Origin of the sequence: Bosea sp. (in: a-proteobacteria), assembly GCF_023953965.1 — a bacterium.
Lineage (GTDB): Bacteria > Pseudomonadota > Alphaproteobacteria > Rhizobiales > Beijerinckiaceae > Allobosea.
Genome location: NZ_JAMLIX010000001.1, coordinates 1,493,930 through 1,506,091, shown reverse-complemented (window position 1 = coordinate 1,506,091; position 12,162 = coordinate 1,493,930). Strand labels below are relative to the sequence as shown.

The window sequence follows — 12,162 nt, the reverse complement described above, 5'->3', positions numbered from 1 at the left end:
ATCACGCCCTTCCCTGCTGCCGGCAAAGCCCGGCGATGCGGGCCGCGTCGACGCGCCCGATCAACGCGTCTCCGACCAGCGCCGAGGGCCCGAGCGCGCAGTTGCCGAGACAATACACCGTTTCGACGACGGCGTCGCCGTGGCCATCGACCGCGATGCCGTGGTCCCGCGCCAGCGCCTCGACCACGCTTTCGCAGCCCAGCGCCTGGCAGGCTTCCGCCCGGCACAGCTTGACGACCCGGCCCGCCGGCGGGGCGCTCCTGAAATCGTGATAGAAGGAGATCGTGCCGTGGACCTCGGCGCGGGAGAGGTTCAGCGCCTCGGCGATCAGCGGCACGGCCTGCGGGTCGACATAGCCGAAAGCGTCCTGAAGCGCGTGCAGCATCGGCAGCGTCGCGCCTTCCAGATGCGTGAGCCCCGCGACGATCGAACGCGCGTGCTCCTCGTTCCAGGCGGAATATCCAGCCATCGCTCCTCCCCGACCCGGTTCGCCGGGTGCATGCTGCGAGCAGAAGACGGCAAGATTGGAACGAATTCAAATCGTTTGTGCCGACGGCCTCGGGCGCGCAGGATTGCAATCGCGCCAGGACGTCTTTGCGCCGGCGGCAACGCCGTGGCGATTGTAGCCTCGCGAGCGGGCTCCTAACTGCGTGAAGCCGGGATGGCCGGCAGGCAACAGGCCGCGAGCGCGGCTTTCGGGACGATCATGGCGCAGGAACTGGAATTCGGGCTCGACACCTTCGGCGACGTCACCAACGGGGCTGACGGCAAGTCGCTGCCGCATGCGCAGGTGATCCGCAACCTCGTCGCGGAAGCGGAGCTGGCCGACAGCCTCGGCATCGATTTCATCGGCGTCGGCGAGCATCACCGGGCCGATTTCGCCGTCTCCGCGCCGGAGGTGGTGCTGGCGGCGATGGCCGCGCGCACGCAGCGGATCAGGCTCGGCTCCTCCGTCACCGTGCTGAGCTCGGACGATCCGATCCGCGTCTTCCAGCGCTTTGCGACGGTGGACGCGCTCTCGAACGGGCGCGCCGAGGTGATTCTGGGGCGCGGCTCCTTCACCGAATCCTTCCCGCTCTTCGGCTTCGACCTGCGCGATTACGAAAAGCTGTTCGAGGAGAAGCTCGATCTCTTCGCCGCGCTGCTGCCGCAGGACAAGGTGAGCTGGCAGGGCTCGATCCGCCCGGCGCTCAAGGACCAGCGCGTCTATCCGCCGCTGGAGCGCGCCCCGCTCAAGACCTGGATCGGCGTCGGCGGCAGCCCGGAATCGGTCGTCCGCGCGGTGCGCCACGACCTGCCGCTGATGCTCGCCGTCATCGGCGGCGATCCGCTGCGCTTCAAGCCCTTCGTCGATCTCTACCGCCGCGCCTATGCGCAGACGGCCAAGGCGCCGAAGCCGGTCGGCGTGCATTCGCCGGGCTATGTCGCGGCGAGCGACGATCGGGCGAAGGAGGAGTTCTTCGCGCCCTACAAGCAGATGCGCGACCGCATCGGCGCCGAGCGCGGCTGGCCGCCGATGGGCCGCGACGAGTTCGAGCACGAGGTCGCGCATGGCTCGCTCTATCTCGGCTCGCCCGAGACGGTGGCGCGCAAGATCGCCGCGACGGTGAAGGGGCTCGGCGTCTCGCGCTTCCAGCTCAAATACAGCGCCGGCCCGCTGGCGCATGAGCGGATGCTGGAATGCATCAGGCTCTATGGCGAGACGGTGATCCCGCTGGTGCGGGAGATGCTGGGCGCTGTCGATCCTTGATTGCGGCGACTTCGATCGCCACGACTGTCATTCCGGGGCGCGCCTAAAGGCGCGAACCCGGAATGACAAGGGGAGTGCCGGCTGGGAACGACCCGACAATTGGCCACATCGCTCAGGCCTCAACGCAGCGACGCCCCGCCATCCCGGCGAAGCGCAGCTTGTGCTTGCGGGATGCGCGCGAAGGCGGAATGCTGGGGCGTCAGGGAGGAAGGCGCTCATGAGCAGCGACAAGGCCGGCGGCGCGCCGGCAGCGGCCCGGCCCTTGCGGTTCCACGTCCCCGAGCCGGCTTCCCGCCCGGGCGAGAAGCCGGATTTCTCCGATGTCGTGATCCCGAAGGCGGGCTCCGTCGCCCGCCCCCCGGTCGATGTCGAGCCGAGGGACATCCGCGACCTCGCCTATTCGATCATCCGCGTGCTGAACCGCGAGGGCGAGGCGGTCGGCCCCTGGGTGCCGGATCTCTCGCATGAGGCGCTGATCCGGGGCCTGCGCCACATGATGACGCTGCGCGCCTTCGACCAGCGCATGCAGATGGCGCAGCGCCAGGGCAAGACCTCCTTCTACATGCAGCACACCGGCGAGGAGGCGGTGGCTTGCGCCTTCCGCATCGCGCTGGAACCCGGCGACATGAATTTCCCGACCTACCGCCAGGCGGGGCTGCTGATCGCGCACGACTACCCGCTCGTCGACATGATGTGCCAGATCTATTCGAACGCGCGCGACCCGCTGCGTGGCCGGCAATTGCCGATCATGTATTCCTCGAAGGAGCACGGCTTCTTCTCGATCTCGGGGAATCTCGCGACGCAGTTCGTCCAGGCGGTCGGCTGGGCGATGGCCTCGGCGATCCGGGGCGACACCCGCATCGCCGCCGCCTGGATCGGCGACGGCTCGACGGCGGAATCGGATTTCCACGCCGCGCTGGTCTTCGCCTCGACCTACAAGGCGCCGGTCGTCCTCAACGTCGTCAACAACCAGTGGGCGATCTCGACCTTCCAGGGCATCGCGCGCGGCGGCTCGGGCACCTTCGCGGCCAGGGGGCTGGGCTTCGGCATCCCGGCCCTGCGGGTCGACGGCAACGATTACCTCGCCGTCTATGCGGTCGGGCAATGGGCGGTGGAGCGGGCGCGCCGCAATCTCGGTCCCACGCTCGTCGAATACGTCACCTACCGCGCCGGCGCCCATTCCACCTCCGACGACCCTTCCGCCTACCGCCCCAGCCACGAATCCGACGACTGGCCGCTGGGCGATCCGATCGTGCGGCTGAAGCAGCATCTGATCGCGGTCGGCGCCTGGTCGCAGCAGCGCCACAAGCAGGCCGAGGCCGAGATCCTCGCGACCGTCATCGCAGCGCAGAAGGAGGCGGAGCGCTTCGGCACGCTGCATTCCGGCGGCAAGCCCTCGGCGCGCGACATCTTCGAGGACGTCTATGCGGAATTGCCGCCGCATCTGCGCCGCCAGCGCCAGCAGATCGGAGTGTGACGCGATGGCCCGCATGACGATGATCGAGGCGATCCGCTCCGCCATGGACGTCGCCATGGGCCGCGACGAGACCGTCGTCGTCTATGGCGAGGATGTCGGCTTCTTCGGCGGCGTCTTCCGCTGCACCCACGGGCTCCAGCAGAAATACGGCGTCTCGCGCTGCTTCGACGCGCCGATCAGCGAATCCGGCATCGTCGGCACCGCCATCGGCATGGCCGCCTATGGGCTGAAACCCTGCATCGAGATCCAGTTCGCCGACTATGTCTATCCGGCCTACGACCAGATCGTCTCCGAAGCCGCGCGGCTGCGCTACCGCTCGGCCGGCGATTTCACCTGCCCGCTGGTGATCCGCATGCCGACCGGCGGCGGCATCTTCGGCGGCCAGACCCACAGCCAGAGCCCGGAGGCGCTGTTCACCCATGTCGCGGGGCTGAAGACCGTCGTGCCCTCCAACCCCTACGACGCCAAGGGCCTGCTGATCGCGGCGATCGAGGACCCGGACCCGGTGATCTTCCTCGAGCCGAAGCGGCTCTACAACGGCCCCTTCGACGGCCATCACGAGCGGCCGGTCACGGCCTGGCCGAAGCATCCGCTCTCCGAGGTGCCCGACGGCCATTACACCGTGCCGCTGGGCAAGGCCGCGACGCGGCGCGAGGGTCAAGCCGTCACCATCCTCGCCTACGGCACCATGGTCCATGTCGCGCTGGCGGCGGCGGAGGACACCGGCATCGACGCCGAGGTGATCGACCTGCGCACGCTCGTCCCGCTCGACCTCGACGCCATCGTCGCCTCGGTCGAGAAGACCGGCCGCTGCATCGTCCTGCACGAGGCGACGCTGACCTCGGGTTTCGGCGGGGAATTGGCCGCGCTGGTGCAGGAGCATTGCTTCTACCATCTGGAGGCGCCGGTGATGCGCGTCACCGGCTGGGACACGCCCTATCCGCATGCGCAGGAATGGGACTATTTCCCCGGCCCCGCCCGCCTCGGGCAGGCGCTGCGCGAGATCGTGGAGGCGCGCTGATGGCCGAGCGCATCATCAAGCTGCCCGATGTCGGCGAGGGCATCGCCGAGGCGGAGCTGGTCGAATGGCACGTCAAGCCCGGCGACATCGTCCGCGAGGACGACCCGCTCGCCGCCGTGATGACCGACAAGGCGACGGTCGAGATCCCCTCCCCGGCCGAGGGCGAGGTGACCTGGCTCGGTGCCGAAATCGGCGACAAGGTCGCGATCGGCTCGGCCCTGGTGAAGCTTGAGGTCGCGGGCGCCGCCGCGGCCGAAGAGCCCGCCCCGGACACGCCGGTCGCGAAGCCGGCGCCCGCCGCGCCGGCCGTCGCCGCCCGGCCGGAGGTGCCACGCGCGCCGGCGCAGAAGCCGCTCGCCTCGCCGGCCGTGCGCCTGAAGGCGCGCGAGGCAGGCATCGACCTCAGGCAGGTCCGGGGCTCAGGCCCCGCCGGCCGGATCGGCCATGCCGACCTCGACGCCTTCCTGCTGCGCGGGCCGCAAGCCACTGAGGGACCCGGCCTCGTCGAGAAGACCGGCGTCACCGAGGTCAAGGTCGTCGGCCTGCGCCGGCGCATCGCCGAGAAGATGGCGCTGTCGAAGGCGCGCATCCCCCACATCACCATCGTCGAGGAGATCGACGTCTCGGCGCTGGAGGATCTGCGCGCCGCCCTCAACAAGAAGCCGGCGCCGGAGCGGCCGAAGCTGACGCTCCTGCCCTTCCTGATGCGCGCCATGGTCAAGGCGCTCGCTGAGCAGCCGGGCCTGAACGCGCTCTATGACGACGAGGCCGGCATCATCCGCCAGCACGCCGCGATCAACATCGGCATCGCGACGCAGACCCCCTCCGGCCTCGTCGTGCCGGTGGTGAAGCATGCCGAGGCGCGCGATCTCAGGGCCTGCGCCATCGAGCTTTCCCGCCTCGCCGGGCGCGCCCGCGACGGCAGCGCGACGCGCGACGAACTGACCGGCTCGACCATCACCATCACCTCGCTCGGCGCGCTCGGCGGCATCGCCACGACGCCGGTGATCAACCATCCGGAGGTCGCCATCGTCGGCGTCAACCGGATCGTTGTGCGCCCGGTCTGGGACGGCGCCGGCTTCGTGCCGCGCAAGATGATGAACCTCTCCTCCAGCTTCGACCACCGCGTCGTCGACGGCTGGGACGCGGCCGTCTTCGTGCAGCGGCTGAAGGAGCTGCTGGAGACCCCGGCCACGCTCTTCGTCGACATCTGAGGCGCGCCATGACGGACATCACCTGCAAGCTCCTCGTCATCGGCGCCGGCCCCGGCGGCTATGTCTGCGCCATCCGCGCCGGAAGGCTCGGCCTCGACACCGTCATCGTCGAGAGCGCGCGGCTCGGCGGAAGCTGCCTCAATCTCGGCTGCATCCCCTCCAAGGCGCTGATCCATGTCGCCGAGGAGTTCGAGAAGGCGACCGCGGCCGCCGCCGGCAGGACGCCCTTCGGCCTGACGCTCGCCCAGCCGAAGCTCGACCTGAAGCAGGCGGTGGCCTGGAAGGACGGCATCGTCCAGCGCCTCGGCAACGGCGTCGCCGGGCTCCTGCGCAAGGCCGGGGTCAAGATCCTGCATGGCCATGCCCGCTTCCGCGACGGCAAGACGGTCGTCGTCGAGACCGAGACCGGGCCGAAGACGGTTCATGCCGAGGCGATCGTCATCGCCACCGGCTCCGCCCCGGTCGAATTGCCCGCCCTGCCCTTCGGCGGCAACGTCATCTCGTCGACCGGCGCGCTCGCGCTCGGCGAGGTGCCGAAGCGCCTCGTCGTGGTCGGCGGCGGCTATATCGGGCTCGAGCTCGGCACCGCCTTCGCCAAGCTCGGGGCCAGGGTCACCGTGGTGGAGGCGCAGGAACGCATCCTGCCGCTCTACGACGGCGAGCTCACCGCCCCGGTCGCCAAGCGCCTGACCGCGCTCGGCGTCGAGGTCCTGACCGTGGCGAAGGCGCTCGGCCCGACCGCCAAGGGCGAGGGCCTGCGCATCGAGACGGCCGACGGCAGGGAGCTCGGCCTGCCGGCCGACCGCATCCTCGTCACCGTCGGCCGCCGGCCCGTCACCGGGGATCTCGGCCTGGAAAACCTCGTGCTCGACAGGGACGGCCACTTCATCCGCATCAACGAGCGCTGCGAGACCGCGATGCGCGGCATCTACGCCATCGGCGACGTCACCGGCGAGCCGATGCTGGCGCACCGCGCCATGGCACAGGGCGAGATGGTGGCCGAGATCGTCTCCGGCCTGCCGCGCGCCTGGGACAAGCGTGCGATCCCGGCCATCTGCTTCACCGATCCGGAGATCGTCTCGGCCGGCCTCTCGCCTGCGGAAGCCCGCCGCGCCGGCCACGAGGTCAGGATCGGCCAGTTTCCCTTCGCCGCCAACGGCCGCGCCATGACCCGCGACGGTGAGCCCGGCTTCGTGCGCGTCGTGGCGCAGGCCGGCAGCGATCTCGTGCTCGGCGTCCAGGCGGTGGGGCAAGGCGTCTCAGAGCTTTCGGCCGCCTTCGGGCTCGCCATCGAGATGGGCGCGACCTTGCAGGACATCGCCGGCACGATCCATGCCCATCCGACGCTGGGCGAGGCCTTCCCGGAAGCCGCGATGAAGGCATTGGGGCACGCGCTGCATATCTGAAGGCGCTTGCCAGCGACCGATCCGCGCAGGCCGCCGGTCGGAAGGGGTCATGATCTTGACGTTACCGGTATCGACCGTGATCTGAGGGGCGGCGCCGATCGCAAGCGCGCCAGCCTCAAGGAGAACCGTTCATGCCCGGCGAGCACTGGCCGCCACTCTCTCCGCTCCAGACCGGCCTCAGGGGCCGTTGCCCGCGCTGCGGGCAGGGCAGGATGTTTGCAAGCTTCCTGACGCTGAAGCCGAAATGCGAGAATTGCGGCCTCGACTACGGCTTCGCCGATCCCGCCGACGGCCCCGCCTTCTTCGTGATGATGTTCATCTGCATCCCCGCCGTGGCCTTCCCGCTCTGGCTGGAGCTGACCTATGACCCGCCGGTCTGGGTGCATCTCGTCACGACGCTGCCGCTGATCCTGCTGTTCTGCATCCCGCCCCTGCAACCGCTCAAGGGCTGGCTCGTCGCCTCGCAATATTTCCACAAGGCCGAGGAAGGCCGGATCGCCCGCGGCCCTATGCTGCCGGCAGGAGATGCAGCCGATCGGGCGACAGCGCCAACGTCACTTCACCCTCGAGGTCCCGCGCCTTGAAGGCGTCGTCGTCGACGATCAGGACGCCGTGCACCGTCTCGACGTTATACCTGGCCAGGCTTCCGAGAAACGTACGCTGCAGCAACCGTCCCCGAAGCACCGGGCCATCTCCGGGAGCAGCGTGATCCACGATGGAAATGGCTTCCGGACGGACCATGAGCGTGGCCCTGCCGGAAATCTCCTGCGTGGGAACCGGAATGGAGATGTCGCCCACCTCGATGCGACCGGGCGCGACCACCCTGGCGTCGATGAAGTTCGCCAGACCCACGAACTCGGCGACGTAGCGCGAATTCGGCCGCGCATAGATCTCTTCGGGCGACCCCACCTGCGAGATCCGGCCCCCGTTCATCACGGCGATCTGGTGCGAGATGGACATGGCCTCCTCCTGGTCATGCGTCACGAAGACCATCGTCTTGCCGAGAACCTTCTGCAGGCGCACGATTTCTTCCCGCAACCGGATCCTCAATTTGGCATCGAGGTTCGAAAGGGGCTCGTCGAGCAGCAGAACCTCCGGATCCACCGCAAGCGCCCGGGCGAGCGCCACCCGCTGCTGCTGGCCGCCGGAAAGCTGGTGCGGATGTTTTCCGGCCGCCACGGACAGGCCGACGAGGTCGAGCATCTCGCCGATGCGGGCCTTCGCTTGCGCGGCGGGCATGCCGCGCCTGCGCAGGCCATACCCGACATTGTCGGCGACCGTAAGATGCGGGAATAGCGCATATTCCTGGAACACCATCGTCATCCGGCGCTTGTTGGGCGGCAGGTGAGCGATGCTTTCGCCATCCAGGATGACGTCACCGGAATCGAGCTGATACAAGCCTGCGAGTATCCTCAGCGTCGTCGACTTGCCGCAGCCGGACGGCCCGAGCAGGGTCGTCACCTGGCCGCGCGGAATATCCAGGGAGACGCGATCAACGGCCAGCAACGTCCCGAGCTTCTTGCTGAGCTCGACGAGCCTGACATGCGGCGGTGCTTCGGGCTGGTTCGGTACCGACCTCGTGCCAGCGCCCTGTCCTGCCGGGTCCATCGCCGCATTCATAACTGGCTCCCCCGGGCCGGCGCGCCGAGCCAACGGATCGCGGCTTCGGCCACACCGACGCACATGAAAGTGATCGCCAACAATACCGTCGCCAGCGCGGCTCCCGCGCTCCAGTTCGAGCTGCCGATCATCCGCAGGATGACGGCCGACACCAGAATCTGGCCCGGCGCGATCATGAAGACGACGACGCTGACGTTCGACACCGACCTGATGAAGGACTGGATGAAGGACGCCAGCAGGCTGCGCGAGAGCAGCGGCATGTAGACATCCGTGATCAACCGCACCTCGCTGGCCCCCAGGTCGCGCGCGGATTCCTCGATGCTCCGGTGGATCTGGCCCAGCGCCGCCTTCGTTGCCTGATAAGCCTGCGGCAAATGCCAGAATCCCAAAGCGAAAACCACGATCCAGATCGTGCCGGCCAGCTCGATCGGTGGCGCGTTGAATGCCAGAACGAAGCCGACGCCGATGAAAACGCCGGGTAGCGCCCCCGGCAGCACGGCGAGAAAATCCAGCGCTCCCCGGAACCACAGCGAGCGGGAATGCAGGAAGGCGATGATCTGACCGATCAACGCCGTCACGAGGCCCGATATGATGCCGATCTTGATGCTGACGCTCAATTCGTCGGCATAGGACGCTACCTCGAGCCAGTGGCGGAACGTCAACGACCAGTCGCTGCCCCATTTGTTGACCATGCCGGCCAGCAGAATGCCGACATAGACGATGAGGACGAGCGCGCAGGTCAGCGAGCAGATCACGACGACGGACCATTTGATGATCGCCGGGGTGGCGATCTGATCCACGTCGGCGCCGCGCCCCGTCACCGTCGTGAAGACCCGGCCGCCCAACAAGGCGCGGCTCGCCCCGAACAAGGCCACCGCCGGGATCATGAGAACCGACACGATCACCGCCGCGCCCTGGAGATCGCCGAGCCCGTCCATCCTGAGCCAGGCTTCGGTCGCCAGAACGGGGTAGTTGCCCGCGATCACCGCCGCGTTGCCGAAATCGGCGAGGACCGTGATGGCGACGACGAGCATGGCGCCGATGATGCCCGGCAGGGCGAGCGGAACCAGGACGGTTCGAAGCGCCGCGGTCTCGCTCGCTCCGAGGGTCAGCGCGGCCTGTTCGGTGCTCGGATGGATGCCTTCCAGCACGCCCCGGATGATGACGCTCGCAAGCGGAAACATGCCGATCGTCTGGGCGAGCCAGAGACCATGCCATCCGAAGATGTTCACGTCCAGGCCCAGGATATGATAGGTAATCAACCCTTGGCGGCCAAACACGAGGATGTATGCGAAAGCAACCATGAACGGCGGCGCGAAGAGCGGAAGCACGCCAATGACGCGGAAGATGTTCCTGAATGGAATATCGCGGCGCGTGGACGCAAAGGCGAAAAACAGTCCCAGCAACGTCGCGGATGTCGTCGAGAGCAGCGTGATGACGGCGCTGTTCCGGGCCGCCTGCAGGGTGCGTCCGCTGGTCAGGACCTCGACGACGTTGTCCCAGCTCGGCGTGCTCAGGACCTTGAGCGTGGGATAGACGACGAAGACGAGCAGCGCGCATAAGGTAGCTACATAAAGGAGCAGCACTGCCGGATCGACAGCAGGCCGGCTCCTTCGCGTCGAGGGAGTTTTCACAGCTCACCTATCGCTTAGGTATTCAATCTGACCAAGATCGGAACGATTATGGCCGGCCGCCGTATGACACGGCCATGATCGCCCGCCTCGCGCCATCCGAACCGTAAGCGGCGGCGCGCTTCCCCTCAATTATTGGTCTCTTTGGCCCACTGCTTGCGAACGCGGTCGACGTTCTGTGCCGCCCAATCGAGGTCGTACTTGACCGCCTTGATGGAGGATAGCGTCGGCACCCCTTCGAGCGGCGTCACCGTCGGGCTGACGGGCAGCCGGTACCCCAGTTTGGCGGAGGCCTGCTGCACGAAATCGCTCTGCAGAAAGTCGACGAACTTGCGCGCGCCCTCGGGGTTAGGCCCGCCCTTGACGATGCCGGCCGTCCAGACCGAAACCGCGTTGTCCTGCGGAACGGAGAGGCCCAGCTTCTGCCCACGGCCGATCGTCGCGCCCAGGACGTCGCTCGACCAGGCGACGCCGATCGTCCCCTCGCCACGCTCGACCAGAGCCACCGGCAGCGATGCCGACGTCGTATACTGGGCGACGTTGCTGTTGAGCTTGCGCGCATAGTCCCAGGTCTTTTCCTCACCGAGGCGGAAGATCTGCGTCATGTACATCACCGCGCCCATGGCGGTGGTCTGCGGGTTGGGCACGATGATCTTGCCCTTGAAGGCCGGATTGAGCAGATCGTCCCAGGAGGCCGGATATGGCACGCCCTTCAGCGAAGGATCGGTGTCGAAGCGATCCTTGTTCCAGAAAATCATCGGCGTGATCGCGAACCAGCCGTGCATGTACCCGTCCGGATCGGCATAGCCCCGCTGCACGAAGTCGGCGTTTTCGGCCTTCGCCTTGTAGGGCTGGATCAATCCCTCGCCCTTCAGCTTCATGATGAAATCGACCGTGGTGTCGACGATCACATCGGCGCGCGGCTTGTCTTTCTCGGTCTGAACCCTCGCTATCAACGTGCCGTTCGCAGGGATCACCAACATCTCGACGTCGATCCCGGTCTGGCGCGTGAATTCTTTCTTGATGGCGTTGGTAAAGTCCTCCTCATGGATGCCGGTGTATACCACCAACGTCTCTTTGGCCATCGCCGGAACCGCCGCGCCGGCCAAGAGAGCCAAGCCAACTACTACATTTTTTACGAGCTTGAACTTGCTCATTTGCGCATCTCCTCCATTGTTGTTTGTAGCTGTCCTATTCGATGTCAACTATTTTGTCAACAATCCGGTCGCCATTCTGCCCGGGCGTGAAGCACGGGCTATCCGTCGGGCATCCGCCGCCCCGGCTCGCCGCTATGTCCCCGAGAATACGGGCGCGCGCTTCTCGAGCATCGCGGCCACGGCCTCGACGTGGTCGTTCGAGAAATGCGACATCAGCTCCAGGCCGATATGGGCCTCGATAAGGGCGCTGAACTGCCGGCGCAGCGGCATGTTGATCGCCTGCTTGGTGGCGTTGATCGCAACCGTCGCGCCTTCCGCGAGCCGCTTCGCGGTCGCATTCACGGTATCATCCAGCGCGTCAGCCTTGACGGCGCGCGTGACGAGACCCATCGCGGCGGCCTCGGCCCCGCGCATGGAGTCCCCGGTCAGCAGGAACTCCCGCGCGCGGGCGTATCCGATCAGCTGCGGCCATATCAAAGCACCGCCATCACCCGCGGCATAACCGACCAGCACGTGTGGATCGCCGATCTTTGCCGTGTCGACCGCGTAGGTCAGGTCGCAGAACAGCGCGAGCGTCGCGCCGAAGCCGATGGCATGGCCGTTGATCCGCGCGATGGTCGGCTTGTCGACGGCGAGCAGCGCATGGACCAGCTTGATGCCCTCCTGCATCGAGACGACCGCGGCCTGCGGGTTTTCGATGCTCTCCTGCATGGCCGAAAATTCGCCTCCCGCGCAGAAGATGCGGTCGCCGGCGCCGGTCAGGACCACGACCTTCGTCTCGGGATCGCGATTGATGTCCACGAAGATGTCGGCAAGCTCGCGATGCATCACCTTCGTGATGGCGTTCGACGGCGGATTGTCGAGCGTGATCGTCAGGACAGGGCCG

At 67.3% G+C, this 12,162-nt stretch carries 11 protein-coding genes; 6 read left to right on the top strand and 5 right to left on the bottom strand.

Annotation, left to right across the window (positions count from 1 at the left end):
- Position 1: 1 nt before the first annotated feature.
- Entirely contained in the window at positions 2-469 is a 468-nt protein-coding gene (locus tag M9917_RS07035) for an NAD(P)H-dependent oxidoreductase subunit E (RefSeq protein ID WP_297252174.1), read from the bottom strand.
- A gap of 237 nt (positions 470-706) precedes the next feature.
- On the opposite strand from M9917_RS07035, the gene M9917_RS07030 reads away from it, so the two are divergent.
- The 6 genes from M9917_RS07030 (at position 707) to M9917_RS07005 (ending at position 7,452) form a co-directional block, all read left to right on the top strand.
- Positions 707-1,750, top strand: a complete 1,044-nt coding sequence (locus M9917_RS07030) for an LLM class flavin-dependent oxidoreductase (protein WP_297254758.1) — start codon at positions 707-709, stop codon at positions 1,748-1,750.
- Positions 1,751-1,967: 217 nt separating this feature from the next.
- On the top strand, positions 1,968-3,227 hold the full coding sequence (locus M9917_RS07025; RefSeq protein ID WP_297252172.1) for a 3-methyl-2-oxobutanoate dehydrogenase (2-methylpropanoyl-transferring) subunit alpha: 1,260 nt from the start codon (positions 1,968-1,970) through the stop codon (positions 3,225-3,227).
- A gap of 4 nt (positions 3,228-3,231) precedes the next feature.
- Positions 3,232-4,248 carry an alpha-ketoacid dehydrogenase subunit beta gene (locus M9917_RS07020; protein WP_297252170.1) on the top strand — a complete coding sequence of 339 codons (1,017 nt, stop codon included), beginning with the start codon at positions 3,232-3,234 and terminating at the stop codon, positions 4,246-4,248.
- Entirely contained in the window at positions 4,248-5,462 is a 1,215-nt protein-coding gene (locus tag M9917_RS07015; protein ID WP_297252168.1) for a dihydrolipoamide acetyltransferase family protein, read from the top strand. Before M9917_RS07020 ends, M9917_RS07015 begins: the two co-directional genes overlap by 1 nt.
- Before the next feature lie 8 nt (positions 5,463-5,470).
- A complete protein-coding gene (gene lpdA, locus M9917_RS07010; RefSeq protein WP_297252166.1) occupies positions 5,471-6,868 on the top strand; it encodes a dihydrolipoyl dehydrogenase in 1,398 nt (465 codons plus the stop codon).
- Between the two features lie 131 nt (positions 6,869-6,999).
- Complete coding sequence (locus tag M9917_RS07005) at positions 7,000-7,452, top strand: DUF983 domain-containing protein (RefSeq protein ID WP_297252164.1); 453 nt, start codon at positions 7,000-7,002, stop codon at positions 7,450-7,452.
- On the opposite strand, the gene M9917_RS07000 is transcribed toward M9917_RS07005, so the two are convergent.
- The 4 genes from M9917_RS07000 to M9917_RS06985 form a co-directional block, all read right to left on the bottom strand.
- On the bottom strand, positions 7,376-8,488 hold the full coding sequence (locus M9917_RS07000) for an ABC transporter ATP-binding protein (protein ID WP_297252162.1): 1,113 nt from the start codon (positions 8,486-8,488) through the stop codon (positions 7,376-7,378). The two genes, M9917_RS07005 and M9917_RS07000, sit on opposite strands and share 77 nt — an antisense overlap.
- Positions 8,485-10,074: an ABC transporter permease gene (locus tag M9917_RS06995; protein ID WP_297252160.1), complete on the bottom strand. Its 1,590-nt coding sequence runs from the start codon at positions 10,072-10,074 to the stop codon at positions 8,485-8,487. Before M9917_RS06995 ends, M9917_RS07000 begins: the two co-directional genes overlap by 4 nt.
- A 173-nt stretch (positions 10,075-10,247) precedes the next feature.
- Complete coding sequence (locus M9917_RS06990) at positions 10,248-11,276, bottom strand: extracellular solute-binding protein (protein WP_297252159.1); 1,029 nt, start codon at positions 11,274-11,276, stop codon at positions 10,248-10,250.
- Between the two features lie 132 nt (positions 11,277-11,408).
- Positions 11,409-12,104: an enoyl-CoA hydratase/isomerase family protein gene (locus tag M9917_RS06985; RefSeq protein WP_297254756.1), complete on the bottom strand. Its 696-nt coding sequence runs from the start codon at positions 12,102-12,104 to the stop codon at positions 11,409-11,411.
- Positions 12,105-12,162 lie beyond the last annotated feature (58 nt).

What these genes read in the sequence shown, in the direction of transcription:
- M9917_RS07035 (WP_297252174.1), bottom strand. Translation starts at nt 469, where the DNA reads ATGGCTGGATATTCCGCCTGGAACGAGGAGCACGCGCGTTCGATCGTC.
- M9917_RS07030 (WP_297254758.1), top strand. Translation starts at nt 707, where the DNA reads ATGGCGCAGGAACTGGAATTCGGGCTCGACACCTTCGGCGACGTCACC.
- M9917_RS07025 (WP_297252172.1), top strand. Translation starts at nt 1,968, where the DNA reads ATGAGCAGCGACAAGGCCGGCGGCGCGCCGGCAGCGGCCCGGCCCTTG.
- M9917_RS07020 (WP_297252170.1), top strand. Translation starts at nt 3,232, where the DNA reads ATGGCCCGCATGACGATGATCGAGGCGATCCGCTCCGCCATGGACGTC.
- M9917_RS07015 (WP_297252168.1), top strand. Translation starts at nt 4,248, where the DNA reads ATGGCCGAGCGCATCATCAAGCTGCCCGATGTCGGCGAGGGCATCGCC.
- lpdA (WP_297252166.1), top strand. Translation starts at nt 5,471, where the DNA reads ATGACGGACATCACCTGCAAGCTCCTCGTCATCGGCGCCGGCCCCGGC.
- M9917_RS07005 (WP_297252164.1), top strand. Translation starts at nt 7,000, where the DNA reads ATGCCCGGCGAGCACTGGCCGCCACTCTCTCCGCTCCAGACCGGCCTC.
- M9917_RS07000 (WP_297252162.1), bottom strand. Translation starts at nt 8,488, where the DNA reads ATGAATGCGGCGATGGACCCGGCAGGACAGGGCGCTGGCACGAGGTCG.
- M9917_RS06990 (WP_297252159.1), bottom strand. Translation starts at nt 11,276, where the DNA reads ATGAGCAAGTTCAAGCTCGTAAAAAATGTAGTAGTTGGCTTGGCTCTC.
- M9917_RS06985 (WP_297254756.1), bottom strand. Translation starts at nt 12,104, where the DNA reads ATGCATCGCGAGCTTGCCGACATCTTCGTGGACATCAATCGCGATCCC.